This is a genomic window from SAR324 cluster bacterium (genome assembly GCA_015232315.1).
GTDB lineage: Bacteria > SAR324 > SAR324 > SAR324 > NAC60-12 > JADFZZ01.
This window is the reverse complement of the sequence record JADFZZ010000028.1, coordinates 32,193-58,892: the sequence shown is the minus strand read 5'-3', so window position 1 is coordinate 58,892 and position 26,700 is coordinate 32,193. Positions and strand designations below refer to the sequence as shown.

Annotated in this window: 25 protein-coding genes; 21 read left to right on the top strand and 4 right to left on the bottom strand. The window is 46.8% G+C overall.

Features of this window, described 5'->3' with window-relative positions:
• Positions 1 to 103 precede the first annotated feature (103 nt).
• The 15 genes from HQM11_16350 (at position 104) to HQM11_16280 (ending at position 11,395) form a co-directional block, all read left to right on the top strand.
• Entirely contained in the window at positions 104 to 508 is a 405-nt protein-coding gene (locus HQM11_16350) for a DUF302 domain-containing protein (GenBank protein ID MBF0352605.1), read from the top strand.
• Between the two features lie 27 nt (positions 509 to 535).
• A complete protein-coding gene (locus tag HQM11_16345) occupies positions 536 to 1,834 on the top strand; it encodes an ATP-dependent 6-phosphofructokinase (GenBank protein MBF0352604.1) in 1,299 nt (432 codons plus the stop codon).
• A 101-nt stretch (positions 1,835 to 1,935) separates the two neighbouring features.
• The gene (locus HQM11_16340) at positions 1,936 to 2,241 is read left to right on the top strand and encodes a DUF4160 domain-containing protein (GenBank protein ID MBF0352603.1); all 306 of its coding nucleotides are present in this window, start codon (positions 1,936 to 1,938) and stop codon (positions 2,239 to 2,241) included.
• The gene (locus HQM11_16335) at positions 2,238 to 2,498 is read left to right on the top strand and encodes a DUF2442 domain-containing protein (GenBank protein MBF0352602.1); all 261 of its coding nucleotides are present in this window, start codon (positions 2,238 to 2,240) and stop codon (positions 2,496 to 2,498) included. The genes HQM11_16340 and HQM11_16335 overlap by 4 nt, the downstream gene beginning before the upstream one ends.
• A gap of 90 nt (positions 2,499 to 2,588) precedes the next feature.
• On the top strand, positions 2,589 to 2,810 hold the full coding sequence (locus HQM11_16330; protein ID MBF0352601.1) for a hypothetical protein: 222 nt from the start codon (positions 2,589 to 2,591) through the stop codon (positions 2,808 to 2,810).
• Positions 2,800 to 3,234: a type II toxin-antitoxin system VapC family toxin gene (locus HQM11_16325; GenBank protein ID MBF0352600.1), complete on the top strand. Its 435-nt coding sequence runs from the start codon at positions 2,800 to 2,802 to the stop codon at positions 3,232 to 3,234. The genes HQM11_16330 and HQM11_16325 overlap by 11 nt, the downstream gene beginning before the upstream one ends.
• A gap of 174 nt (positions 3,235 to 3,408) precedes the next feature.
• On the top strand, positions 3,409 to 4,041 hold the full coding sequence (locus HQM11_16320) for a YchE family NAAT transporter (GenBank protein MBF0352599.1): 633 nt from the start codon (positions 3,409 to 3,411) through the stop codon (positions 4,039 to 4,041).
• 51 nt (positions 4,042 to 4,092) lie between these two features.
• Positions 4,093 to 4,620 carry a molybdenum cofactor biosynthesis protein B gene (gene moaB, locus HQM11_16315; GenBank protein MBF0352598.1) on the top strand — a complete coding sequence of 176 codons (528 nt, stop codon included), beginning with the start codon at positions 4,093 to 4,095 and terminating at the stop codon, positions 4,618 to 4,620.
• A 41-nt stretch (positions 4,621 to 4,661) separates the two neighbouring features.
• Complete coding sequence (locus HQM11_16310) at positions 4,662 to 5,372, top strand: sel1 repeat family protein (protein ID MBF0352597.1); 711 nt, start codon at positions 4,662 to 4,664, stop codon at positions 5,370 to 5,372.
• Positions 5,350 to 6,612, top strand: coding sequence for a hypothetical protein (locus tag HQM11_16305; protein ID MBF0352596.1), 1,263 nt, complete (start codon positions 5,350 to 5,352; stop codon positions 6,610 to 6,612). Before HQM11_16310 ends, HQM11_16305 begins: the two co-directional genes overlap by 23 nt.
• A 34-nt stretch (positions 6,613 to 6,646) precedes the next feature.
• Positions 6,647 to 7,108, top strand: coding sequence for a cupin domain-containing protein (locus HQM11_16300; protein MBF0352595.1), 462 nt, complete (start codon positions 6,647 to 6,649; stop codon positions 7,106 to 7,108).
• Between the two features lie 215 nt (positions 7,109 to 7,323).
• Complete coding sequence (gene selD / locus HQM11_16295) at positions 7,324 to 8,298, top strand: selenide, water dikinase SelD (protein ID MBF0352594.1); 975 nt, start codon at positions 7,324 to 7,326, stop codon at positions 8,296 to 8,298.
• Positions 8,299 to 8,372: 74 nt separating this feature from the next.
• On the top strand, positions 8,373 to 9,248 hold the full coding sequence (locus tag HQM11_16290; GenBank protein ID MBF0352593.1) for a putative selenate ABC transporter substrate-binding protein: 876 nt from the start codon (positions 8,373 to 8,375) through the stop codon (positions 9,246 to 9,248).
• A gap of 3 nt (positions 9,249 to 9,251) precedes the next feature.
• Positions 9,252 to 9,908 (top strand): ATP-binding cassette domain-containing protein, encoded by a 657-nt coding sequence (locus tag HQM11_16285; GenBank protein ID MBF0352592.1) that lies wholly within the window; start codon positions 9,252 to 9,254, stop codon positions 9,906 to 9,908.
• Entirely contained in the window at positions 9,905 to 11,395 is a 1,491-nt protein-coding gene (locus tag HQM11_16280; GenBank protein ID MBF0352591.1) for an ABC transporter permease, read from the top strand. Before HQM11_16285 ends, HQM11_16280 begins: the two co-directional genes overlap by 4 nt.
• Before the next feature lie 17 nt (positions 11,396 to 11,412).
• Here HQM11_16280 and HQM11_16275 read toward each other — a convergent pair whose 3' ends face one another.
• The gene (locus tag HQM11_16275) at positions 11,413 to 12,399 is read right to left on the bottom strand and encodes an SH3 domain-containing protein (GenBank protein MBF0352590.1); all 987 of its coding nucleotides are present in this window, start codon (positions 12,397 to 12,399) and stop codon (positions 11,413 to 11,415) included.
• A 389-nt stretch (positions 12,400 to 12,788) separates the two neighbouring features.
• Here HQM11_16275 and HQM11_16270 point away from each other — a divergent pair, with 389 nt between their 5' ends.
• The 5 genes from HQM11_16270 (at position 12,789) to HQM11_16250 (ending at position 20,312) form a co-directional block, all read left to right on the top strand.
• A complete protein-coding gene (locus HQM11_16270; protein MBF0352589.1) occupies positions 12,789 to 14,867 on the top strand; it encodes a GAF domain-containing protein in 2,079 nt (692 codons plus the stop codon).
• A gap of 16 nt (positions 14,868 to 14,883) precedes the next feature.
• A complete protein-coding gene (gene ispG / locus HQM11_16265; GenBank protein ID MBF0352588.1) occupies positions 14,884 to 16,647 on the top strand; it encodes a (E)-4-hydroxy-3-methylbut-2-enyl-diphosphate synthase in 1,764 nt (587 codons plus the stop codon).
• Positions 16,648 to 16,669: 22 nt separating this feature from the next.
• On the top strand, positions 16,670 to 19,330 hold the full coding sequence (locus HQM11_16260) for a PAS domain S-box protein (GenBank protein MBF0352587.1): 2,661 nt from the start codon (positions 16,670 to 16,672) through the stop codon (positions 19,328 to 19,330).
• Between the two features lie 252 nt (positions 19,331 to 19,582).
• A complete protein-coding gene (locus HQM11_16255; protein ID MBF0352586.1) occupies positions 19,583 to 19,870 on the top strand; it encodes a type II toxin-antitoxin system HigB family toxin in 288 nt (95 codons plus the stop codon).
• On the top strand, positions 19,845 to 20,312 hold the full coding sequence (locus tag HQM11_16250; GenBank protein MBF0352585.1) for a helix-turn-helix domain-containing protein: 468 nt from the start codon (positions 19,845 to 19,847) through the stop codon (positions 20,310 to 20,312). Before HQM11_16255 ends, HQM11_16250 begins: the two co-directional genes overlap by 26 nt.
• 60 nt (positions 20,313 to 20,372) lie before the next feature.
• Here the strand turns inward: HQM11_16250 and HQM11_16245 are convergent, their stop codons facing one another.
• The 3 genes from HQM11_16245 to HQM11_16235 form a co-directional block, all read right to left on the bottom strand.
• Positions 20,373 to 22,289 (bottom strand): DUF4105 domain-containing protein, encoded by a 1,917-nt coding sequence (locus tag HQM11_16245; GenBank protein ID MBF0352584.1) that lies wholly within the window; start codon positions 22,287 to 22,289, stop codon positions 20,373 to 20,375.
• Between the two features lie 69 nt (positions 22,290 to 22,358).
• Positions 22,359 to 22,850, bottom strand: a complete 492-nt coding sequence (locus HQM11_16240; protein ID MBF0352583.1) for a DUF3015 family protein — start codon at positions 22,848 to 22,850, stop codon at positions 22,359 to 22,361.
• Positions 22,851 to 23,168: 318 nt separating this feature from the next.
• Positions 23,169 to 23,363, bottom strand: a complete 195-nt coding sequence (locus HQM11_16235) for a hypothetical protein (protein MBF0352582.1) — start codon at positions 23,361 to 23,363, stop codon at positions 23,169 to 23,171.
• A 678-nt stretch (positions 23,364 to 24,041) separates the two neighbouring features.
• Here HQM11_16235 and tssI point away from each other — a divergent pair.
• Positions 24,042 to 26,684, top strand: coding sequence for a type VI secretion system tip protein VgrG (gene tssI, locus HQM11_16230; protein MBF0352581.1), 2,643 nt, complete (start codon positions 24,042 to 24,044; stop codon positions 26,682 to 26,684).
• Positions 26,685 to 26,700: the final 16 nt, after the last annotated feature.

Below are 26,700 nucleotides of genomic sequence, written 5' to 3'. Positions count from 1 at the left end.
TCAGGGTAAATCAACCTATGCAAAACCAGATCAATGGTTGCTTTCATAAATTCAGCGGCGTGAATTTTCGCGTTAATTTTTATAATCAAGCCAGGAGACCCTTATGAGTTTGATCAACAGCCCTTATGGAATAAAAAGAAAAACCACTTTGTCTTATGATGACGCAGTCAAAAAAGTCACTGAAACACTGAAGCTGGAAGGTTTCGGGATTTTGACCGAAATTGATGTCAAAGCGACACTCAAGAAGAAACTGGACAAGGATTTCAGCCGTTACCTCATTTTGGGCGCCTGCAATCCACCGTTGGCCTTCAAAGCGCTGACCGAGGAAATCGACATCGGCTTGCTGTTGCCGTGCAATGTTGTGGTTTATGAAGAACCGGGCACAGGTGAAACCGTAGTTGCGGCAATTGATCCGGGAACCATGGTTCAGGTGACAGGACGCAAGGACATGGATGATTTCGCAAATCAGGTTCGAGAAAAATTGACCAGAGCTATTGAAAGCGTCTGAAATTAAAAATTTGATCAGGGAGGAATGATGGACACACGCATTGACACACTTGGACCTGCCAAATTTCAGAATCCCGCAGGTTACGCCAAATATGTTCCAGAAGGCTCAGTTGTTCTGGAAAAAGTATGTTTCAATTCTCCGGAAGAAGCCCGTGAGCATTATAAAAAGGACTTTTTTTCTTTTGAACAGGCCGGGCCTTATGAAAAAATTTACTTTGATCCAACCTGGGTTTCTGCCGGCATCGTCACTTGTGGTGGCTTGTGTCCGGGAATCAATAATGTGATTCGGTCCATCGTGATGGAACTGCATTATCGCTACCGGGTTCCCAGGATTCTCGGGTTCCCGTATGGTTTTGAAGGGATGGTCAAAAAATATGGGCATCGTCCTGTCGAACTCACACCATCAATGGTCACGAATATCCACAAGGAAGGCGGTTCCTATCTGGCCTCTTCCCGTGGTCCTCAGGATCCGAAGGAAATGGTGGATTATCTGGTGGAAAAGGGGATCAAACTATTGTTTTGCGTGGGCGGTGATGGAACCTTGCGTGGTGCTGAAGCCATTTACCAGGAAGTGATGCGGCGTGATGAAAAAATCGCTGTGATCGGTATTCCCAAAACGATTGATAATGACATCCATCTCATCCAAAAAACATTTGGATTTTCCACCGCGTTTTCCAAAGCCTCGGAAGTGATTTCCTGTGCGCATGTGGAAGCCAAGGGGGCCAGCAACGGGATTGGTCTGGTCAAACTCATGGGCCGCCATTCCGGTTTTATCACTGTCAATGCGGCATTGTCGTCCAAAGATGTCAATTTTGTGCTGATTCCTGAACAGGATTTTGATCTTGAAGGGGAAGGCGCGTTTCTTTCCGTATTGAAACAGCGGTTGCTCAAACGTGGTCATGCGGTCATTATTGTGGCCGAAGGCGCAGGGCAGAAGTTTTTCAAGGCACAGAATGAACGGGATGCCTCAGGCAATCTCAAACTCGGTGATATTGGTGTATTCATGAAAAACGCCATTGCGGATTATTTTAAAACCGAAGGCATTAAAGTCAATCTCCGGTATTTTGATCCAAGTTACAGCATTCGTAGCGTTCCTGCCAATGAAGAGGACTCTGTCTTCAGTGGCTTTCTGGCACAATTTGCGGTACATGCGGGCATGGCAGGGAAAACCGGCATGGTGGTTGGGATCTGGAATAATTATTTTACCAACATTCCCATCCGCCTGATTATTCAGGAACGCAAGGTTCTGTATCCGGGACGAAGCACCCTGTGGCAGGCTGTTCTGGCCTCAACCGGTCAACCGGATTCCATGCTGGCCAGGGAGTAGAATATGTGGATGCAGGATTGTTGCGTTTGATGGCATCCACTCCTCGGCACAATCGGTCCAGCAATTAAAACAAAAAGGGGAATGTACTGAAGGACTATTTTATGCCCAAATTGTATGAGTATTTTGGAATCATTATTTTCTTTTATTCCAATGAACATGAACCCATACATGTGCATGGCCGTTATCAGGGAAAAGAAAGCAAAGCTGAGATTATTATTCAGGAGGGTGAGATCCTGGAGATTCGAATTGAAGAAGTCATGGGAAAGCGACCATTGGATTCTGTTCAACTGAATGATTTTAGAAAATTTGTTCAATATTACGCTGATAATATCGTACAAAAATGGATTGATTATTTTGTATTCCATCGAAAGGTCATGACAGAAAAGATTGCAGGGAGACTTAAATGACAGAGGTAATTGAAAAAATAATTGATATCAATGCTATTCAGTACATTTCGGATTATAAACTCAAATTTCTGTTTAGTGATGGCAAGGAGCGAATTATTGATTTTAAACCATTTTTAGACAAATCAAGGCATCCTGATATTCGAAAATATCTCGATCTGAATGAATTTAAGAACTTTTCAATAGTTGATGGAAATCTTGACTGGAATGATTATGAATTATGTTTTCCGGTGAGTGATTTATATCGAGGTCAGATCTAATGATTAAAGTGCATTTCAGGTAGGTAGCGGTTTTTCTCTGCCACCTCCCACACTATCGTACATGCGGGTACGCTTTTCTAAGGAGAACCTATGGAGGCTATAAGAAAAATTACAACCATAAAAGATGGAATGATCGCCTTTCACAGTCTGGAACAATGGAACGGTCAAGAAGTCGAGGTGATCGTTTTACCCGTGTCTGAAGGAAAAATTGCGCCTCAATATAAGGATGTGTTTTTTCAATTTGCAGGCCAGATAGAGACGGAATTTTGTGATACTTCAGAACATGTGGACGAGTTGATTTATGGCAAGTGATTCAGTGTTCATTGATACCAGTGCGTTCTATGCCTTTTTTGACAAGAAGGATCGGCACCATGACCAAGTCTCTCAGGCTTTGTATCAGACGACTGCATCATTTGTCACGTCCAACTATGTTCTGGATGAATTGATCACGCTATTCCGTATGCGCCGCTTGAGGCTCCACCAGTTTCAAACATTTGTCGAAAAACTGTGGACAGGAAGCATTTGTCAAATTTTAAGAGTGACTGAAGAAATAGAAATGAAAGCATGGGAATTGCTGAAGCAATACCAGGATCATGATTTTAGCTTTACAGATTGCACGTCATTTGTATTGATGCGCACTCACAAACTTCAGCAAGTATGTACGTTGGATCATCATTTTGCGATTGCTGGTTTTGAAATGATTGTCCAATCAGCGTTAGGGTCCGCCAAGAAATAAATGGTACACTTTTCTTTTTCGGCACCGTGTCATACCGGACCTGATCCGGTATCCAGATTCCACCAAACGTTCAATGCCACTGGATTCCTGGTTTTCGTTCGGAAGGACAAACAGCGAGCATCACATCATCCTTATGTACTAGTTATTTCTTTATGCCCCCTTACGCGGAAAATTATGGGTGAATGGAACGATTATCTGAAATTTGGAATTGGTTTGTTTGCCATTGTCGATCCGGTGGGTGTGGTTCCCATCTTCATCAACATGACTTCACATTATACTCGGACTCAGCGTGAAAAAACAGCATGGCTTGCGGCATTGACCGTGTGCGGACTTCTGATTGGTGCGCTGATCATGGGGGAGGCGTTGCTCAATTTTTTTGGAATCACCATCGCGTCGTTTCGTGTGGCAGGAGGGATTCTTATTTTATTGATTGCGTTGTCCATGGTTCAGGCCCGTATCAGTCCTGTCAAACAAACTCAGGAAGAAGCGACAGATGCCGAAGAACGTGAGGCAATTGCCATCGTTCCACTTGGAACACCTCTACTTGCAGGTCCAGGCGCGATCAGCACCGTCATCATTTATGCCCATAGAGATCAGACTGTTCAGCATCATCTGATGCTGGCAGGGATCATTTTTATCATAGGATTGTCAACCTGGGCATCTTTCAAGGTTGCAGAACCGATCTCCCGTTTACTGGGGAAAACAGGCATCAATATTGTGCTCCGGTTGATGGGACTTGTCATGGCGGCGATTGGTGTCGAATTTATTGCCAATGGTCTCAAAGAGTTGTTTCCCCGTCTGGCCTGAGGGTTCAGTCATGTTCCTCATTAATTTCTAAAAAATTCAGGAGTAATCAATATGGATTCCGGTGCTGTTCAGGTGTTGACAATCGCGATTCTGACCATTTCAGATTCACGGGATGAAACGACAGATAAATCAGGCGCTTTGCTGGTTTCCATGGTGACAGAGGCTGGACATCATGTGATTGAAAAACGGATTGTTCCGGACAATATCTATCAGATTCGGGCTGTTGTTTCCCAATGGATCGCCGATCCTCGGGTTCAGGTGGTTGTGACGACGGGGGGAACAGGTGTCACCGGGCGTGACAGTACGCCAGAGGCTGTTCTGCCTCTGCTTGACCGTGAACTGGAAGGCTTTGGTGAATTGTTCCGCTGGTTGTCGTATGAAGAAATTAAAACATCCTGCATGCTGTCACGAGCGATTGCGGGAGTGGCCAATAAAACGTATGTGTTTTGTCTGCCGGGTTCCGCGGGCGCATGTTACACCGCATGGCACAAAATTCTGAAAGAGCAACTCAACGCGACCCACCGTCCCTGTAATCTCGCGGAATTAATTCCACGTCTTGATGAACACAAACACGATTGAGTGACTCGGTCACTTCTTTTAACACATGAAAGGATTCAGTCATGTTGGGTGCCATAAAAATCCTGGTTGTGGTTGCCTTTGTTGGCGTGATCATGGTCGTTGTGATCCTGTTGTTTACCTTCAATTATATGCGCCACAAAAAAGCCGTACAAAAAAGAATTCTGGCAAAAAAACAATTATGTGATGGCCAATCCTGCTGGAACCTGGCAGAACATTTGGAAAAATTACCAGGTGTTTTCTCAGAGCATGAACTTCAGCAATGTAGAGTCAGAGCGTTTAAACAGGGCTTTGCTCCGGCTCTTGAGTTTTTTGCGGGAAAGCCAGATCCGTCATCGGACACAGATTTTTTCGGGAAAGAATGGTTTGAATTCGTTTCAAAGGTGGCCCAACACAACCTGAACGAAGGTTTCTATCAACAGGGACGTTGCTATGAAGACGGCAAGGGTGTTGAACACAATATGAGTAAGGCCATTGAATGTTGGAAAACAGCAGCCAATCTGCGCGATCCTCTCTCACAATGGAGTCTTGGCGTGTGCTATGAACATGGTCTGGGAACCTCAAAGGATCTGGTGCAGGCGTATGTATGGTTGTCACTCAGCGCAAAATCCTTCAAGCCTGCGGAAAACGACCGTTATGATCTGGCGTTTATGCTGGACAAATCACAACATCAGGAAGCAAACCGACTGATCGAACAGAAAAACCTGATGACACCTGGAGAGTCAAGTGCCAATGAAGCGATCCAGACTGTTTGATGACTTGACCTCAGCGAGTACAATTTTCCGCGGAACATGGCTGATATTGTGGCTCACAGGGATTATTTTAATGGGCTGTGCCATTGATGAAAAACCAACGCCTGCCACAGAAAACCGAACCATTGTGAACAATCCTGCCTTGTCTTCCAGAGAATCTGTCGCACCGGAAGATTGTGTGAATACCGCATGGAATGACAGCGATACGGCGTTACCCGCATTTTCCCTGCATGAAATTGAACTGGACGGTTTCACCAGAAAAAAATCAGGATACTATTCTTCCAAACAGGCGTTTATAGTTCCTGAAGACACCCTGTCTTTTCAGGTCATGGCGTTTGAAGATCCACCTTCCACCGATCCTGATGGTATTCAGATCTGTTCGTTGATCAATCCTGAGGGAGACGAGTTGCTTCCAGGGAAGTGTTCGCTCTGGTTTTTTGGTATGGGCCGTCAGCCTGTTTTGCCAGACACGTTGACAAAAGCAGGTGTATGGACGTTTGAAGTGATCAGCGGCAAGTCTTCAGGGCAGGTTTTTCTTGGCTTACGAAACAATTCGATGCCGGTTACCCGGACCATCGTGATTCAGCCCTATCTGACAGGAACATCATTCACCACCGCTCAGATTCAGCAGGCCATGGACCGTGTGGTTGCTATTTACGCCAACGTCGGCATTCAACTTGTTTATGAACCGGTCGCACAGATCACGGATTCAGCATTTGAAACCATCACAGCGGATTTCAATCAGGACACAACCGTCAGCATGGTGTGCCAGTCCCGTTTGTCACGGGCCAATTTGTTTTTTGTGGAAGATCTGATTGGAGGCTCTTCCTCACGAGGTAGTTTGTTGGGGATTTCCAGCGGAATTCCCGGTCCTCATGGAATCAAAAGCCGGTACAGCGGCGTGTTGATCGGTCTGAATGCACACGTTCGCGGTGGTTTGAGCACTGGAACACTGGATATCAAATTACTGGGGGAAACCGCGGCGCATGAGATGGGACACTGGTTGGGGTTGTCTCATACCAGTGAACGGAATGGTGATTTATTTGATGACCTTGATGACACACCTCAATGCCCGATCAGTCTTGCGGCCACCCCTTCCCGCGGTGTGACTGTGGATGATTGTCGTGACCTGGACGGACTGAATTTAATGTTCTGGGCGGCTCCCTCCAACCGCGACCTTGAACAGACATGGCTGACCTCTCAACAATCGCAGGTCGTGGTCCAGACACCCATTATTCAATAGCGCGAAATTCGATGGCTCACCTGATAGAGATTCTATGCAAACAATAATTGAAAAATACGGATTGTCGCCACATCCTGAAGGTGGGTACTACCTTGAAATCTATCGTTCAGGACAATCGGTGGTTTCACCTGTGGCCATGGCACCACGCAGTGCGGTGACGCACATTTATTTTCTGCTGGTCAAGGGACAAATCAGTAGATTCCATAAAGTTCTGCATGATGAAATCTGGAATTTTTATGAAGGATCTCCTCTCAGATTGATACAGTTTGATGGGGTTCAACTTGCTGAAACCATGCTGGGACCTGGATGTGAAACGTATGTCTCCATTGTTCCGCCCAAGGTGTATCAGGCCTCTGAAACTACGGGTGAATACAGTCTTGTGGGTTGCACCGTGGCTCCGGGATTTGATTTTGCGGATTTTTCATTTCTGAAGGATGACGCGACTCAGGTTGATGTTTTGATGAGAATTCATGCGGATTATCAACGGTTTCTTTGAAAACATGGTTCGACAAAATCACGGAGTCTTTCCTGTCCGGATATATTTTCTTGCGCATCGCCGCAAAATGTATATTTTACGCGCTTCGTGAGCGTTTTTTTTGATATGTTTCCTCTTTCAGGGCCAATATGGGATTGATTGATTTATTCAAGACACCAACCTTGACGAGTCTGGCCAAAACCTGCGGTTGAGCGGCCAAGCTCAGTCCGGTCGGACTGGATCACCTGCTGGCAACACTGCCCGCAGTCAAGGATGCGAATGTACTGGTGGGAATTGAAACCAGCGATGATGCCGGCGTGTATCGTCTGAATGACGAGCAGGCGATGGTCATGACGGTGGATTTCATCACACCACCGGTCGATGACCCGTTTTTGTTCGGGCAGATCGCCGCGGCAAATTCTCTGAGCGACGTGTACGCTATGGGTGGCAAACCACTGGCCTGCATGAATCTGGTCGGATTTCCATCTGATAAATTGGGGATGGATATTCTGGATGGTATCATTGCCGGAGCACTGCACAAAATCACCGAAGCGGGTGCCGTGCTGGTCGGTGGGCATACGGTGGAGGACGAAGAACCCAAATTCGGGTTGTCAGTCACCGGGATGGTGCATCCTGAAAAAATCTGGCGCAATGTCGGTGCTCAGCCCGGAGACCAGTTGATTTTGACGAAACCGTTGGGAAGTGGCGTGTTATTCAATGCCAATCTCAAACAATGGGTTTCTCAGGAAGCTCTTCAGGAATGTCTGGAGCACCTGGTGGTGTTGAACAAAACCGCGGCGGAAGTGGCTTCCGGATTTGAAATTCATGCGGCAACGGACATCACCGGGTTTGGCCTGGCAGGGCATTGTCTGAATATGGCACGCGGCAGTGGTGTGACCCTGAAAATCACTGTGGCCGATCTGCCGGTTATGCGTGAAGCTCTGGAAATGTATGTGAAAGGCATGTCCACCGGTGCCAATCTCGCAAACCGGAGAAAAGTTGAAAAATATACTCGTTATGAAAAAACCTTAACCCGTTTTCAGCAGGAACTCACACTGGATCCTCAAACCAGTGGAGGCCTGCTGTTTTCAGTCGCTGGAACTCAGGCGGAATCTTTGCTGACGGCCCTGCACCTCGCGGGTGTGACTTCAGCAAAGATTATTGGTAGTGTGTTGCCTTCCATGGAAAACATCGCCCTCCATTTTGCCTGATTCTGTCGATTGACGTTTCAGGCACCCTTCTTTCGTGATGAAAGAGGATTTTTTCCCATTAACCCAAGGAGTGTATGTTGTTCCAAATTTCTTTAAAAAAAATCTGCCTATTGCTGTCCATGATTGCACTCATGAGTGCTGTTAGCCTGGCGCAAACCTTCAAATTCACTGCGATTCCTGATGAAGACACTGCCCGATTGCAAGAGCGTTTCAACAAGGTGGCTCAATATTTGTCCAAGGAATTGAACGTTAAGGTGGAATACATCCCTGTCAAGTCCTATAGCGCGTCGATCGCGGCCTTCAAGAACAACGATGTTCAACTGGCATGGTTTGGCGGTTTGTCCGGTGTGCAGGCACGTCTGGCCGTTCCGGGGTCACTGGCGATTGCTCAGGGTGAAGAAGACACGACCTTCATTTCCTACATCATCGCGCATACCAGCACCGGCTTGTCTTATGGCGAGGACTTTCCCGAAAAAATCGAGGGGAAAACCTTTTCTTTCGGGTCCAAAGGTTCCACCTCCGGTCGGCTGATGCCGGAATATTACATCCGTCAGTTTTTCAAAAAATCTCCGGAAGATGTTTTCAGCAGAGTCGGATTCAGTGGTGATCACTCCAAAACGTTGGCTTTGGTGCAGTCTGGAAGTTATCAGGTGGGTGTGCTGAATTTCAAAGTCTGGGAAAATGAAGTCAAAGCAGGAAATGTCGATGCCACCAAAGTACAGGTGCTCTGGAAAACACCCACGTATCCTGATTATAACTGGACGATCAGAGGCGATGCTGATGCTGTGTTTGGCAAGGGCTTCATCCAGAAAACCCAAAAAGCATTGATCGGTATGAAAGATCGGGAATTGCTCGACACGTTTCCACGGGATCGTTTTATTGAAGCGGACAATACCATGTATCAGCCCATATTGGATACCGCACAGGAAATCGGCATTTTGAGGGAGTAGGTTTTGTCCGTATTTCATTTGGAAAATGTTCAGGTTTCCTACAAGAACACTCCGGCTCTCAAAAATATCAGTCTGAGGATTGAGCAGGGCGAAAAAATCGCCTTGATTGGTCCAAGCGGGGCCGGGAAAACCACGTTGCTGCAAACCTTGTATGAACGACAGCCCAAAACATGCGCGTTTGTGCATCAGCATTATGCGCTGGTTCCGCAATTGAGTGCCTATCACAATGTTTACATGGGACGCCTGGACCGTTACAGCACCTGGTATAATCTGCTCAATCTGCTCAAGCCTCAGACCCGGGATGTGGAAGAAGTTGGCGACATTCTGACGTCTCTGCAAATGCGGGAAAAGATGCATGAACGCACAGGCGCTCTCTCAGGGGGACAGCAACAACGGGTGTCCATTGCCCGTGCCCTGTTTCGGGGGAGTCCTGTCCTGCTGGCGGATGAACCGGTTTCGTCCATTGATCCCCATCAGGCGGGAACGGTTCTGGAACTGCTCACCCACATTGACAAAACCCTCATCATGTCGTTGCATGCGGTTGACTTGGCCTTGAAATATGCCCAGCGGATTATCGGTATCCGTGAGGGCGTGATTCTGTTTGATCAGCCGTCCCGTCAGGTTTCGTCAGACCTGCTTTCCGCATTGTATCAGCCATGAAAAAGACCAGTCTGATTTTTGTGGGAATTGCGGTGTTCTGCCTGGTGTTTGCTGATATCGCCATCACCACGATTGATCCCTGGCATGAACTGGGCAGAATGCTGCTGGGGGCGGTCACCCCTGATTTCAGAGTGGCGTATGATTACCGTGAGGCCTTTCTAAACACACTGGTGTTCGCCTTGTGCGGGATTGCGCTCGGCGTTGTTTTGGGAAGCCTTCTGGCCTTCTTTTTTCATCGTGCCGGAGTGCGATTTTTCTGTGCGTTTCTGCGATCCATCCATGAAATTTTCTGGGCCTTCATTTTTTTGCCGATTGTCGGGTTGAATCCTGTATGCGGTGTGCTGGCCATTGGTATTCCCTATGCGGGAGTGTTTGCCAAGGTTTACGCTGAAATTCTGCAGGAGTCTGATCATCGGCCGTTGCAGGGAGTGCCTGACGGCAGTTCGCTGTTGAGCCGGTTTTTCTTTTCGATCCTGCCGGTGATTTATGCCGATATCAAAAACTACACTACCTACCGGTTTGAATGCGCGTTACGTTCCAGTGCCATTCTTGGTTTCATCGGCCTGCCAACTATTGGTTTTCACCTGGAAACCGCTTTCCGGGAAAGTCAATATTCTGAAGTTTCCGCATTGCTCTATCTGTTTTATCTGCTGATTGCCTCCTTGCGTTACTGGCTAAAACCACGCCTGGTTCCGTTGTATGTCATGGTGGCATTCGCGTTTTTATCCAGAGATATTTCCATTCGCTGGGAAAATGTGGTGCGGTTTTTCACTTATGAAATTCTGCCATGGCCGATGCGCAGAACTGGTTATTACGATGGAACACGCACCGTGATCTGGGCGTGGGAACCCGTGTGGAACTGGGCCTGGGGGATTCTCAGCACTGAAGGTTTGAAGGGCGTTTGGAACACATTTCTGTTGACGCAAATTGCGTTGGTGACAACCGGGATCGTGACATTGACCACGTTTCCGGGGATTTGCCGGCATCTTTCGGTCAAGTGGCTGGAGCGAGTGGTTTATTACACGCTGATTGTGATGCGAACCACGCCCGAGTATATTCTGGCGTATGTGTTTGTGCATCTGTGGGGACCCTCCATGTTGCCTGCTTTTCTAGCGATTGGACTGCATAACGGGGCAATTCTGGGGTATCTGACGGGCAATCATGCCAACCTGATTGCATTGAGATTTGATGCGCCTCCGGGGAAGTTGAACCGCTACTTTTTTGAAGTCCTTCCCAGAGTTTACGGACAGTTTCTGGCGTTTCTGTTTTATCGTTGGGAAATCATGATGCGGGAATCCGCCATTCTGGGAATTCTTGGAGTTTACACCCTGGGCTTTTATATCGACAGTGCCATTTCTGATGACAAGCTGGACAAGGCGTTTTTATTGATTCTGGTGACGGCGATTCTCAATATGACGATTGACACCACGTCTCAGATTGTTCGGAAAAAGTTAAAGGTTTCCAGCAAAATCAGCCTGTCTGTGTGAAATAAAATCAATTATTCTCAAGGTGTTGAGCTTGTAAGATTTCTCAACAGTTGTCGGATATGACTGCGGTAGGAGGAGGAAGGATAGGCTTGCAGAAATGTTCCATAGGCTTCCTGTGTGTTTTGCATCAGTGTCCATTGAAACAATGCGTGCTCCCGGAGTTTTACACACTCAGAACGATAATTCCCTTTGGGATATTCCTGCAGATACAGATCATAGGCGGCCGCGGTATGTTGGGCCAGGGCCTGTTCAAATCTCAGATCCTCTCGTGTATTGATCAGTTCTTTAGCATTTGGGTCACTCTCATAATTTTTCAGATAACGGTCGTAGGCTTCAATCGTTCGTTGGTTCAGTGCCCATTGTCTGAGGGTTGACTCTCGCAGGGTTTTTGCCTGTTCGAGATATTCAGGGTTTTTGACAAGCGTCTGATACACTAGGAACAGATCAAGCCCGCCACTGAACCGTGGATCTGGTTTCATGTATGCCGCATACACCCAGCCTTTGGGGGTTCGGTTCCAGTCCTGCTGTTTTTCAAGCACACAGATCATATCCTCCGGGGAGTAACTGCCGAGTTTAGCTGCTTTGAGATTTGGTTTTTCACGGATATTCAGACTTTTTCCCAGAATCTGGAAAATTTCCGGGCAATTGCTTTGAATCGGTGGTTGATTCCAGACGGTGTCAGGGGACTGTCTGAGTCGTTCCAGCCATTTTTGCGCGACATCTCCAGCAAAGACTCCCTTGGGAAATTTTTCCAGATAATATTGATACAGATTGGATCTGTTCTGTTGTTTGGCCAGTTCATACAAGACCCGTTCTTTGACATTGTTCAGTGAAAAATTGCTTTCTTCGTCATCCGTGGTTTGGGCGATCTGGCGTGTGGGTGCCTGTATCTGCGGAGTGGCTTCAGAAACTGGAGTGGGGGCACCCCATAATGTCTGTGTGGATACCGTCAGAAGCAACAGGTATGAACACAATAGCCGGAAAGAAACAGGAGCATCAATCATGAAACCGATTCGGATGACAGGGCAAAAATAAAAAATGGTATAAAATTGATTTAGCGTTTAAATCCACAAAGGATCAAGAATTTTGATGTGGATTCATACAATGAGTGGATTATAAGCTTCACAAAGTCGGCGAGATTATGTTAGCTGACATATAAAGAGTATGGTGTGATTTTCTGTTTTTGTCATTGTTCACATATTTCCTGCTGTAAATAATTTGGTGATGAAATCCTGTGGCCCGCCACGATGTCATCCCCGTGAAAACGGGGATCCAGGAGTGCGCCGATGGATTCCGTGTCAAGCACGGAATGACACCGTGCGAGGGCTTGAATCGGTTGCCGTCACCAGAAAATTTACAGCAACACATATTTCAGTGGTTGGAGAAACCATTTATGTCAGATTGTTGCGGAAAATTGAGTGCCCTGTTGGACATTGAGGGGCCGCTCAACAACAGTTTTCTCAGAGAAATTCTGGACACACAGGCTCAATTTGTCGCCTGTTTGTGTATTGAAAATCTGCATGTGTGCTTTTCCAATACCGCTTTTGATGCCTGTTTCTCCGCAAAACATGGAACACTGCATGGGCAATCTTTTTTAAATCTCATTGTTCCTGAGGACCATGCCAAAATTATGAAAATCCTCTCGGGCCTGTTGCCGGGTGTAGAACCGGAGTCTTACAGGCAACGCTGGATCGGACGCGAAGGTCGGATTCACTGGATTGAATGGCGATTCCGGCGATTGTCGTTTCAGGATCAATCGCTGGATTGTTTTTTGGTAGATGGCAAGGATATCACCGAATATCAGTTGTCCAATATCAGTTTGATAGAAGCCCACCGGGCACTAAAAGTCTTGAGTCAGGGCAATCAGGCCGTTGTATACGCAGAGGAAGAGGAACCTTTGTTGCGTCAGATTTGTGAAATTCTGGTCAATGAAGGGGGCTTCCGCATGGCCTGGATTGGCTGGGCTTCAGACGATAAAGAACAGCGGATTGTTCCTGTGGCTGAAGCGGGATTTACGGATGGTTATTTGAAAACAATTCGTTTGAGCTGGGGGGATAATGAATATGGACGAGGACCTTCTGGAATAGCGGTTCGAACCGGTAAACCCTCGATCGTTCAGGATATGCTGTATAATCCTCAATACCGGAGCTGGCGGGAAAACGCGATCAAGCGCCGTTATGCGTCATCCATGGCAATTCCTCTGGTTTCTGAGGGCAAAGTTTTAGGCTGTCTGAACATTTATGCGTCTGAACCGTATGCGTTTCGTCCGGATGAAGTTCAGTTGCTTAAACAATTGGCGGATAACCTGATGTATGGCGTGATTCACCTGCGGAAAAATATTGAACTGCAAAAAACTCTGGAACATCTTGAAATCAGCCAATTCCGCAACAAGGCCACGCTGGATTCCATTCCTGATCTGCTGTTTCTGATCAACAATGAAGGTGTGATTTTACAATACACGCCACCCTCCAAGGGAACATTCCCTTTCCTGACCCAGAATCTTGTCGGGAAAAAACTGGAACAGATCATGCCTCATGATTATATGTCATGGATCAAACTGCTCAAAGGTCCGTCTCCGGATACTGGAACCGTCAGGGATTTTGAATATGTTTTTAAGAGTGAGGAAAAACCGGTGTTTTTTGAGTCGCGTATCGTGAATGTTTCAGCAGAGGAACTGCTGCTGGTGATTCGGGATGTGACCACGCAAAAACTGTCTCAGCAGGCTCTCATTCGTGCCAAGGAAGAAGCTGAAGAAATGAGCCGGTTGAAAACCAGCTTTCTGGCCAACATGAGCCATGAAATCAGGACTCCGCTGAACAGTGTGCTGGGCTTTGCTTCGTTGCTGAAAGATCAGGTTCAGAGTGAGGATGGGCAGACGATGGTGAATTACATCAGCAAAAATGGTCAACGTCTGCTGGACACGATGAACAACATCATGGATCTCGCACAGTTGGAATCGATGTCTGGTGTTACGGAATGGCTTGAATGCGATCTGGTGGCTCAATGCCAGTCTTTTCTGGATGCGTTTGCAGGTCTGGCTCGTGAAAAAGGAATTTTGCTGGAATTCCACACTGAATTGAAACGGTTCATGATTATGACAAACCCTTCCATGCTGACCAAAATACTGCGTAAACTCATGGAAAACGCCTTGAAGTTCACCAAAACAGGCAAGATTCAGATTCATTTGAATATGAAACAACAGGAAGATCAACAAGAGGCGGTCATCATTGTGGAAGATACGGGGGTTGGCATCAGTCAGGATTTTCTGCCGCATGTTTTTGATGAATTCAAACAGGAAAGTTCCGGTTACAATCGCAGTTATGAAGGAACAGGTCTCGGCCTGACAATTACCAAAAAACTCGTGGACCTCCTCCATGGCCGGATTTTTGTAGAAAGTGTCAAGGAAAAGGGAAGCCTTTTTATCGTTGTTCTGCCGGTGAAGCCAACGGACTTCATCATGAAAAATCTTTGAAGAAACGGAAAAATCCATGAGCCTGTTTAATATTCCATTGTTTTATCAGCGTCGTTCAACTCGGGTCGTGCAGGTCGGGAATGTCGGTGTGGGTGGAACTGAACCCCTACGGATTCAATCCATGCTGACGTCGGATACGTGCGATCTCGTCAGCGTGATGGCTGAAATTGAAGCGTTGTCACGCACACCCTGTGAAATGATCCGTTTGACCGTGCCTAACCATAAAGCTGTGGAGGCCCTGCCGGAAATCCGCCACCGGATGCGTGATGCCGGACTGGAAATTCCGTTGATCGCGGACATTCATTTTAATCCGCAACTGGCGGTGAATTCGTGTGAGTTTGTGGAAAAGATAAGGATCAATCCAGGCAACTATGCCGATTCCAAACGATTCATGATCCGTGAATACACGGAACAGCAGTATCAGGAAGAACTGAACCGCATTGAACAGAAAATCAAACCCTTGATCACACAACTCAAAAAATATCAACGTGCACTAAGAATTGGCACCAACCATGGTTCGTTGTCGGATCGTGTGATCAATCGCTATGGCGACACACCGGAAGGAATGGTGGAATCCGCACTGGAATTTATACGGATATTCCGGAAGTACGATTATCATGACATCATCATTTCCATGAAATCTTCCAATCCTCTGGTGATGGCTCAGGCTTATCGTCTGCTGGCACTCAGAATGGATGAAGAGGGCATGGATTATCCGCTGCATCTGGGCGTCACTGAAGCCGGTAATGGATTGGATGGCCGCATCAAAAGCGCCGCGGGAATTGCCAGCCTGCTGTGTGATGGCCTGGGGGATACCATCCGTGTTTCTCTGACGGAACCCTCAGTGCAGGAAATTCCAGCGGCCCGGGAGATTCTGGAACAGCTCCGGCGTTTTCAGCAAAACACGGTGTTTTGGCCCGGTGTTTACAAACAAATCCCGTTGCGCTCCGAACGCCGTGTTACAGAATCTGTCACGATTTCGGAAACAGGTGTGGGTGGTGATCAAACCTTTCGGTTGTTGAAACTCGATTCAGGAACATCCGCTGTCATGGAAGAAGGCATCGACGCCTTGCTCCCGGTCGGTCAGTGTCAGCAGGTGACTTCCCTTGAAGAATGGCAACAGGCGTGTTCCCTTGGAAAAAATATTGTTTTATCAGAGCAGATAGTGAGAGATGGCGATCTGGCAGGATGGATAAAATCAGGGAAAAACAGTTTGTCGCCGCGTCTGATTCTTGTTCAGGGAGAGCATCCCTTGTACCCGGTCAGACGCCTCACCGGAATTCTGGACTCCGCGGGAGCGCGTTGGCCTGTCGGTTTTGTTTTGCCGGAAAACGCGGCTTTCCGTTGGGCTTTGGCCGGTGAACTCGGTGCCCTGATTTCAGAAAATACACTGGATTGTCTGGTATGCCCGGAATCCGGTTCCGCAGAACTGTTACTGTTTGCCCGGGTGGTGTTACAGGCCACCAGAGTGCGGTTGTTCAAGGCAGATTTTATTTCCTGTCCATCCTGCGGACGAACCTTTTTTGATCTCCAGCAAACCACTGAAGCAATCAAACTCAGGACAGCTCACCTCAAAGGAGTAAAAATCGGCATCATGGGGTGCGTGGTCAATGGACCGGGCGAAATGGCCGATGCCGACTTTGGCTATGTCGGCTCCGGTGAAGGGCGAATCAGTTTGTATCATGGGCAGGAATGTGTCCGGCGAAACATCCCGGAAAAAGAAGCGGTGGAGCATCTGATTGAGCTCATCAAACAACATGGAAAATGGGTTGATCCCTGAATAATCAACAATCTGAGGATACATGAAAGCTACCTCTGACAAAATGATGCGTTATTACACAGGACTGTTGATTTTGTTATGGCTGGGAATGACTCTTGGCTTGATGCTGTGGAATATCTATCAATCACAAACACAGATCAAACAGATGGCAATGGATGGTGCCCGCACCCATTTCACCAAGGATCAGGCCTTCCGTGCCTGGGCGAACAAGCATGGCGGTGTCTATGTGCCGCCCACCGAAAAGACACCACCCAATCCCTGGCTGGAGTTTCTGCCTGAGCGGGATGTGGTAACCACCGGGGGCAAAGAGCTGACGCTCATGAATCCAGCCTATATGCTGAGAGAGATGATGCGTGATTTTGGTGCCCTGTATGGGGTTCCCGGGCGAATTGTCAGTGACAGACCATTGAATCCGGATAACTTTCCGGATGAATGGGAACAACAGGCACTGCGGGAATTTCAGCAGGGAAAACAGGAGAAAATTGAATTCACAGAGATTGACGGGAAACCTTATTTGCGGATGATGGGGGCCATGATCACAACGGCCGGTTGTCTCAAGTGTCATGAACACCAGGGGTATCAGGTGGGAGATGTCAGGGGCGGGGTTGGGTTATCACTGCCGATGGCGCCTTACTTAAAGATTGAAAGGGATATTAAACAGACTGCTGTTGTATCTCATCTGCTGATCGGGTTGCTTGGCGCGCTGGCGATTTGGTGGAGTGGTCAAAAAGTCGGACGATTGATCAGGGAACGTCGACGCACTGAAGAACATTTTCAGACCATTGTGGATAACGCGCCCAATGCTATTTTTATGAAAGATTTACAGGGACACTTTATTTTGGTGAATAGAAAGTTTGCGGAACAGTTTCATCGTGACGTACCCGATATTATCGGAAAATCAGATTTTGATCTGTTACCTCATGACGTGGCTCGCAAACTGGAGGAAAGGGACCGGTTGGTACAACAGGAACAGCGCCCGTGTTCAACGGAAGAACAGGTGTCTCATAAGGATGGTCTGCATACCTATCTGACTTATAAATTTCCGATGTATGATGAGTCGGGAAAACTGTATGCGGTCTGCGGGGTGGCAACAGATCTGACTGAACTTAAAACGCTGGAAAAGCGCATTCTCAATGAGCAGGAACGTCTCAAGGAAGCTCAACAGATTGCCCAGATTGGACATTGGGAACTGGATCTGCGGACAGGCAGTCTTTACTGGTCAGATCAGATCTACCGCATATTCGGTCTGGAACCCCAATCTTTCGGGGCAACCTATGAAGCTTTTCTGGAAAACATTCATCCTGAGGACCGGGAAATGGTGAATGAGGCTTATGCCAATTCCCTGGCAAAACAGGAACCCTATGAGATTGTCCATCGGTTATTGCTGAAGGATGGTACCTTGAAATATGTGCGTGAGCGTTGCACCACAACGTATGAGGACAAGGGGCAACCACTGCATTCGCTGGGAACAGTGCAGGATGTAACGGATATGGTTGAGATGGAACAGAAACTCAAGCGTGCGCAGGAAAACGCCGAACAGGCGAACCGTGCCAAGAGTGTGTTTCTGGCCAATATGAGTCATGAAATCAGAAATCCGCTCAACAGCATTGTCGGTTTGAGCCATGTGCTGGTGCGGGATTCGAAAGACCCCGCGAATCTGCCGCTGATGGAAGAATATGTGAATTATATCCATGCCGGGGCAAAGCATTTGGTGGAACTGATCAACAACATTCTGGATCTGGCAAAAATTGAAGCAGGTAAGGTCGAACTGGTTCGGGAGCGTGTCGATTTAAAAACACTCATTGAAGGCATCATCCAGATTCACAAATCCCAGGTGCTGGAAAAAAATATCTCTCTGTCTCCTGACCTGGATCATTCATTGCCGGCAACCATGTTTCTTGACCGTACAAAGATCAATCAAATTTTGATGAATCTGGTCTCAAACGCAGTGAAATTCACGCCGGTTGGCAAAAAGATCACGGTGAAAGCCAGGGTGGTTTACAGTGAATTGGTGATGGCGGTGGTTGATGAAGGCATCGGGATTGCCAACGATCGCCAGGAGCGTCTGTTCAATGCGTTTGAACAGGCTGATTTGAGCATTGAACGGCGCTATGGCGGTACCGGGTTGGGGCTAAGTCTGGTCAAACAATTGGTAGAACTGATGCGTGGACGGATTGAATTGCAGAGCGAAATCGGGAAAGGTTCCTGTTTCACAGTCCGGATTCCCGTGGAATCTCTCGAAGTCAATCCATCAGAAGCGCAAAAGCAGGATTGGTCTGCTATCCATATCAATCCCGCCAGTCGGGTGCTGGTGGCGGAGGACGAACCGATGAATCAGCGGATGTATGAAATTTTATTGAATAAATGGGGTGTGAGACCTGTGTTTACCGGTGATGGCGAGCAAACTGTCGCCGCTGTGAAACAGATGGTGCAGGAAAACCAGTTACCGCATTTGATCCTCATGGATATGTTCATGCCGGTGATGAATGGTCTGGACGCAACCAGGATCATTCGGCAAATGCCGGGATGTGAAAACCTGCCTATCGTAGGGGTTTCCGCAGACGCAATGCGAGAGCAGATGGCCGAAGCGATTGATGCCGGAGTCAACACCTATCTCACCAAACCGCTGAATGTGAATGAGTTTATCAAAGTTCTGGGCGATTACCTTAAAGAGACCTCCTGAAAAATCCCAGCTCTTAAAAGTTAAGACCGAACTTGAGGCTCCATTCTTGGTGTTTCTCCTGCCATTTTTCTTTAAGATTTTTTAAAGAATTTTCGATTCACGACTGGATAAGGCCAAGGCCGATAACAAATATATCGGCAGGAATGTGTTGTGGATGTGTATATCGCAAAAAGTGATTTTGTGCTTGTTGTATATCGCAAAGAATGATAACTAACAGCGTATTCAAGCAGAAATCCAAAAGGAAGAGAGAATATGCACATTATCAGCAAGAAAAAAATTGAAGATTTTTCAAAAATTCATGCGGATGCAAAAAATGCTCTTTTGGATTGGTACAAAATTCTCAGAAACAGAGAATTTAGCAATTATGTGGAATTAAAATTGATTTTCCCCAGTGCGGACATGGTTGGAAGACGAACCGTTTTTAATATTGGTGGTAACAAATATCGTCTAATCGCCAGGATTAATTTTCTGCATAAGAAGGTATTCATCCTTCATATTCTCAGTCACGTTGAATATGATAAAGAAAAATGGAAGGAATAAAATGCAAGCACAAATATTGGAACGCATTGAAAATCATTGGAGAAGTATTTCAGATTTTTTCACCTACCCCACCAATGATGAAGAGTATCAACAAAAAGTCAGATTGATGGAAGATCTTCTCGAACAAGATTATCCTGATGATCATCCTGTCTTCATGTTGATTAACCTCTTGGGAGAGGTGATTGACGAGTATGAAATGGAACATTTCTCTGAAGTTCAGCAACTCGAAAAAATGGCATCGGATTTATCACCCATCGAGTTATTGAAATATTTGATACAAGAGTACGATTTAAAGCAAAAAGATTTGACCGATATATTTGGTTCACAAGGATATGTTTCAGATATTTTGAATGAAAGGAGAGAGTTAAATTTGCGTCATATCAAAGCCTTGAGTCAGAAATTCAAAATCAAACCTCAGTTTTTTCTTACCCTCAACGGATAAATTCCCCAACAAGGCGGTACAACGGATTTTTGGAAAGAGACCTCCTGAAAATTCCGGTTCTTAAAAGTTAAGACCGAACTTGAGGCTCCACTCTTGATGTTTTTCCTGCCATTTTCCTTCGAGCAGAAGCATCTGGTTCTGCTCAAGCGTGTAACGTTGTTGCACCACCCCTTCAGAAATCACTGTTTCCGACGATTTCTGGAATACTTGCGTGTATAAAAACCCGTGCAATTTCCAGCGTGGAGTCAGGTCTGTCATCGTGCCCAGTCTTAGTCCGCCGCCCAGTCGATAGTTTTCAGGAAGGGCCGGTCCATAGTCCAGCATCATTTCCAGCAAACCATAGTAAAAAGTCCGATGATCCCATTCTTGTGATGATGCCAGACCAATTCCACCAGTGCCTCGAAACAGCAGGCAATCTTCACAAATCTCATAAGTGGGTTGATACAATTCAACAGACGCTTTCCAGGAAATCTGCCGAAAAACAGAATCCATGGGAAACAGCGACAGGACGTTGATCAACAGAAATTGAGGCATCTGCACCTGTGAATTTGCCGGGATATAACGCAGACGAAGGTTGAAAAATTCAATTTGAGCGCCCGGTGAATAACCGGAGGTATTATCCATCAGTTCATGGTAGGACGCTCGCAGGCCAAGTTCCATAAAAGAAATGCCGTCGTTCATGCCTGTGCCCAGCATAATCCTTGAGGTTTCATGACTTTCGTCAGGCGGACGGGTAACAGGTGGAATTTCGAGGGGAGGGCTTGGGATTCCTAATTGACTTCGAGCGCTTAGAATAGTTTGTTGCTGTTCCTGATATAAGGCACGGTTGTTTTTGTCTTCGGCCATCTGGTAGCGCAGATAATCACTGATCGTATCCAGAATGGCGGCTTTACGGGCTGGATCCAGTTGTTCAAATTCAGGGAGTCGCACGTTGTCAATCTGTTGCGTGATTTGATGAAACCATTGCTGTTCCTGTTCGGACAGTTGCTGGTATTTGAAACGGATATGCGTGCTACGAGCGGGCCGAAAAACGACGTCTCTGACAAGAGACGGCTGTCGGGCCACCATCCTCAATGTTTCAACCGGTGCGGCCCACACATGAAACCGCGATTGAAAGTCAAGCTCGGGGTCAGCAACTTCCAGCAGGGACAGTAAATGATAGGAACAGTTTTCCTTGAAAAAGAAATAGTCGAAATAGGTATTGCTGAGTTCCCATAAATGCTGAAGGATCCGTTGAATCTGCTCAGGTGAAAGCTGGAGGCGATATTCCCAGAGATCCCGGCTTTCCCACTCATTGTATTCCTGAATTTTCATGTAATAGGGCATGATGGAAAATGTGCCCTTGAAACCACCTGCCAGACCATTCAGCACATACATCACACCTCCATCGGTGGAGGTGTTTGCCGCATAATTGATGACATAATCCAGCAAGGGGGTCGGGGGACCCTCGGTTTTTTGATCCAGACGGAAAAACGTGTGACCAAACATGGAAGACGGACTGTTGATATAGGCCGATGCAAACACAAGTGTGATGGCTTGCGGATTTACCAGTTTGAGAAACTTTTCATAATCCGGGCATTCAACGTGGGGGAGATACTCCGTGTTAATATTCAGTTGCTCCTTGATCCATTGGTATCTGGCCGGGAATGCGCAGATCGGGGGTTGCTTGAACCGTCCCCGGGCAATATCTGAAAACAGAAAAGCAAGGGTTGCTTCCAGTTCTGCTTCAGGGTTGGTCTGGCCTTCTGGCGAAAAGAAAAAATCAGGTCCATCGGCTTCGCTCAACCACTCACCCGTCAGGGTTGATTTGTAATGCAGTAAAATGTGCCAATAGCGTTTTTCAGCCAGTTTGAGTTCCCGACTGTGATGTTGAAGCTGTATCAGATAGGTCTGCTGATCTGGGGGAATCGCATGAACAGAGGATAAACTGCCCTGAAACACCAGCAATAAAGAAATGAAAGCAAAGAATCTGTGCATCAATCAGGCAGGGAGAAGGGACTGACCAAAGCCAGTCCCTGTGTGTTATTGGCGGAGGGAACCGGCCAATTACATCACGATGGAGTTCAGGGATTGATGGGTTCGCAGTTGTGAACTCAACTGGGATATCATTTCCTGAGGAGATGTTTGCGCGGATTGGAATAATTGAGTGTAATGGGATTGTGTGAACGAATAAAATTCCTGCTGTTGTGATGCGGGAACTTCAATGATTTGCGCCAGTGTGGACAGAAATTCTCCTTGTCCCTGAGCAATATCAGTTTTCAGGCTGTCAAAGTTTGAAGCGACAAACATGCGTGCTTTTTCTTCATTTTTGACAAATCCCTCATTGGTACATCCAAGTGTTCCAGTGGTGATCGCAAAACTCTGGTTTCCGGAAATACCATTGGTGGTTCCGGCCAGTAATTTTTGCAGAACAGTTTTGTTCTCATTGACCCAGGGGACAACAGTGGATAAACCACAACCAGCACCTGTATCAGCAAACAGGGAAGAAACAGGAATGATTGATGCGGCCATTGCAACGAATACCAATTTTTTAAACATAACAACTCCTCTGATTGTTAATGAACAAACAATTCTCAAACACTTTGAGAATGAATTGAATCGAAAACATGCCGTCCAGACTTGGATCCAGCAGAATTCTTAATGGTGGCTATAATATGCGAGGTACCCAATGTCAAATACAAATTTTTTGCAGTAAGTCAGAAACAATTTATTGTGAGACATCGACGCTCTTGCTACGGTCAAAGGACGCTTTGCCCATCAATGATGAATACCACGAGGATGTGCCCCTAATTCCTGGAAGTATTTCATAAACACTAGCCATATTGATGTCATCCAGCGGCAATGCGACGCGGAAGATCATTCAGATTTCAAGGATTCAGACCCTAAATATTGGTCGTGATGGTCAGCCCACTCTGGAACGTTACTTTGTATAGCTCCAATAAACGATTCCAATGGATCTGTGAGGGGTTGCCGGATTGCCTGATGAATCCATTGGATAGCCAATTTTTCAGGAGGTTCCCCGGTTTTATCAGCGATTCTTATAAGGTTCATATAAGTCTCTTCCGGAACGTGTAACGTTAAGACATGATCCATTCTGACCTCCTAAATTATGAGTTAATAGAATTATTACAAATAACTGTGATTCATCCTTATCTTTATCTGTTGGTAGCCAACCTTTCAACGTAAAAGTTTCTGTTCAGGATTTACAGCTTTGGAGATCAAATCCTTCAAGTTATCGTTGATTCCATGTCAAAGCGCCGTGGAAGGGCACCAGAGGTGCTTTATGGGACTGTTTCTGATGAGACGTCAGAAACCAGATTAATGTTAAAAAACTTTTGATTGGGTACGTATCGGATAAACGATTTGACAATGGCCCCTCAACAACGTTAGAGAGCATTTTAGGTCGTTTTCAGGTTCATTCCCGGCCATGTGTAAAAAAACGGTCGTTGATTTACCACCCGGTTTGGGTTTTGTCCCGTAGGGGCAGACCCGCGTGTCTGCCCGGGATCAGGGCGAACACACAGGTTCGCCCCTACAATTTGTGGCCGAAAATATGACCAACCCCAAATATTCAAAGTCCAACAATGTCAAATACAAATTTTTTGAAACATGCCTCACCAGAATTTCCTCATCAACACATGAATAAACCATTTGACAATGAATCCTTAAAAACGTTAGAGAGCGTTCAAAGGATGACTTCTTAATGTTTTAATTTTGTCAGGAGGTTTCATGTCAGAATTTTCCTATACATTTGCATGCAAGGCCGTAAAGCCTGATGAAACCCTGTTTGTTGTCTCATTCAAGGGTGTGGAGTCTCTTTCAACACCATATGAGTACACCATTGACCTGAAATCAAAAAGTGCCGAGATTGATATGGAAGCCATGCTTCACAATCCCTGCACGTTTACCATGAAAGTGGGCGATTCTGAGGCACCCGTCCATGGTATTCTTTCGAATTTTGAACAATTGCATCAGGTGGGCGAATACACACTGTATCGTGCGGTGCTGGTTCCGCGGTTGTGGCAGTTGTCATTGCATCGGGCCAATGAAATTTTTCTGGACATGAACATTGAGGACATTCTCAAGCAGGTGCTGGAAGAAGGCGGACTCACCTCCATGGATTATGAAATCCAGTTGAATGGGAGTTATCCGGTCTGGTCCTTCCGCTGTCAATATTCCGAAACACACCTGAATTATATTTCCCGCGTTATGGAGCACTGGGGGCTGTATTATTATTTTGTGCAGGAAGAAGACAAAGAAAAACTGGTCATCACAGATAACAAACAGAACCATCAGAAAATGCCAAAGCCAACCCTGAACTTTGCCGCTTCAACCGGATTGGCGACGACCTATGACAATGTTCAATCACTGGTCTGTCGTCAGAACCGCATGCCCAAAAAAATAATACTGAAAGATTATAATTATGAAAAACCATCGGTGGATGACAGCGGTGAAGCCACCGTGGATGACAAGGGCGAAGGGGAACTGTTTGTGTATGGGGATAATTTTGATACGCCGGAAGAAGGAAAACTTCTGGCTACTGTTCGGGCTGAAGAAATTCGTTGCACCAAGGAAATGTTTTATGGTGAAAGCCATGTGGCACGGCTGGTTCCCGGTTTTATCTTTGAGTTGAAAAAACATTTCCGGTCCACGTTCAATCAGGAATATCTGGTGACCCAGATTCAGCATGAAGGCAGTTCTCCGAGTCACATGGCGGGGGATTCTTCCAAAGTGTCGTATTTCAACACCTTCACCGCGATTCCTGCCGCAACCCAGTATCGTGCGCCACGCAATACCCCGATCGCCAAATTCTATGGGAATGTCAATGGCCGGATTGATGGCGAACTGGATGGCAAATACGCGGAAGTGGATGAACAGGGACGATACAAAGTTATTTTTCTGTTTGACCGGACAACAGAGCGGCAAAAAGGGAAAGCCTCCTGGTGGGTGCGAATGATGCAACCTTATGTGGGCGAGAAAGAAGGCATGCACTTTCCCTTGCGTATGGGAACAGAAGTGCTGATCAGCTTCATCAATGGCGATACGGATCAACCGGTGATCAGCGGCGCAATTCCCAATGCCACGCATAAGAGCGTTGTTCATGGCGATAATCTTACCCGGAATGTCCTCAAAACCAGTAGTGGCAACACCATTGAGTTTGAAGATCAGGAAGAAACCAACCGTATCAAGCTTTACACCCCTCAAAGCCAGACCTATTTTCACCTTGGCGCGGGCAATTTCCCGGGAGAAGGCGTGGCATTCTTCACGCAGGGATTAAGCCGTACCGAAGTGCTTGGCGGTGAACTGGAAACGGTCGTCGCCAAGGGTTACGAAAATGAGGACGCACCTATCGTAGCTGTGCAGGATGATCTGGAAGCGGAAATCACACAGGCGGAAGCCGCCGAACAAGGAAAAGATCTGATTGATGAACAGGCTCTGTTCACCTTCAATATTCTGGATGACGAAGGGAATGGGGGGACCGCCATGACGACAGCGGATGAGCTATCAGGAAAATGGCTGGTGTCACGCAGGGCTGGAGATCAATACAACTGGACTGCCGGAAATGTGTACAACTATGGCGGCGGCAATGAATTCAACTTCGGCGGCGGTTACGCTGAAACTCATATGGCCCAGGACATTAATATTGGTGGTGAAACCTTCACCGGCTGGAAATGGGGCGGTCCGAATATGGATAGCGATGATGTGGAAAAGGTCTGGGGAAATAGCTGGGCCTACACGAAGGGCAATGGTTATGAATATACCGAAGGCAACAGCTACTCTTATCAGAAGGGTGATGTTGATGAAGAGATGGACGGCAATACCAAATCCGTCACAACCGGCGATTCTGAAGAAACCATCAAGGGCAATAACAAGTCAACCCATTGGGGGAGGAATGATGAAATGTTCATGGGGGGGAAATCCGAAATGAATCTGTCCGCGGAAGTCACGCTGAATCTGTCGGTAACGACCGAACTGACGCTGGGTGCCGCCGCCGAAATTTTTATCGGTGTCGCGTATGAAGCGAAAATCGCGGCTTCCGCCGAGGTGTATATCGGTCCTAAACTGGAGATCATGATAGGCCCCAAAACAGAAATCGAAATTGAGGAAATTTCGCTAAAGGCCGGAGTGAATGCGTTGCTATTGCGCACAACAACCCTGGAGGCCATGAAAACCGCCGCCACAGCAACTGAGGTGGAGGCTACAGCAACCACTGTTCAAGCGGAAGGAACTGAGGTCAAGGCACAGGGAACTGAGGTCAAGGCACAGGGAACACAAGTGGAATCCAAAGGAACCCAGATCAATAGTGTCGGCACGCTCATTGGGGCCGGCGGGCCGCAGATTCTGGCAAAAGCACTTCATCTGAATGTATAGAAACTCACACACAAAA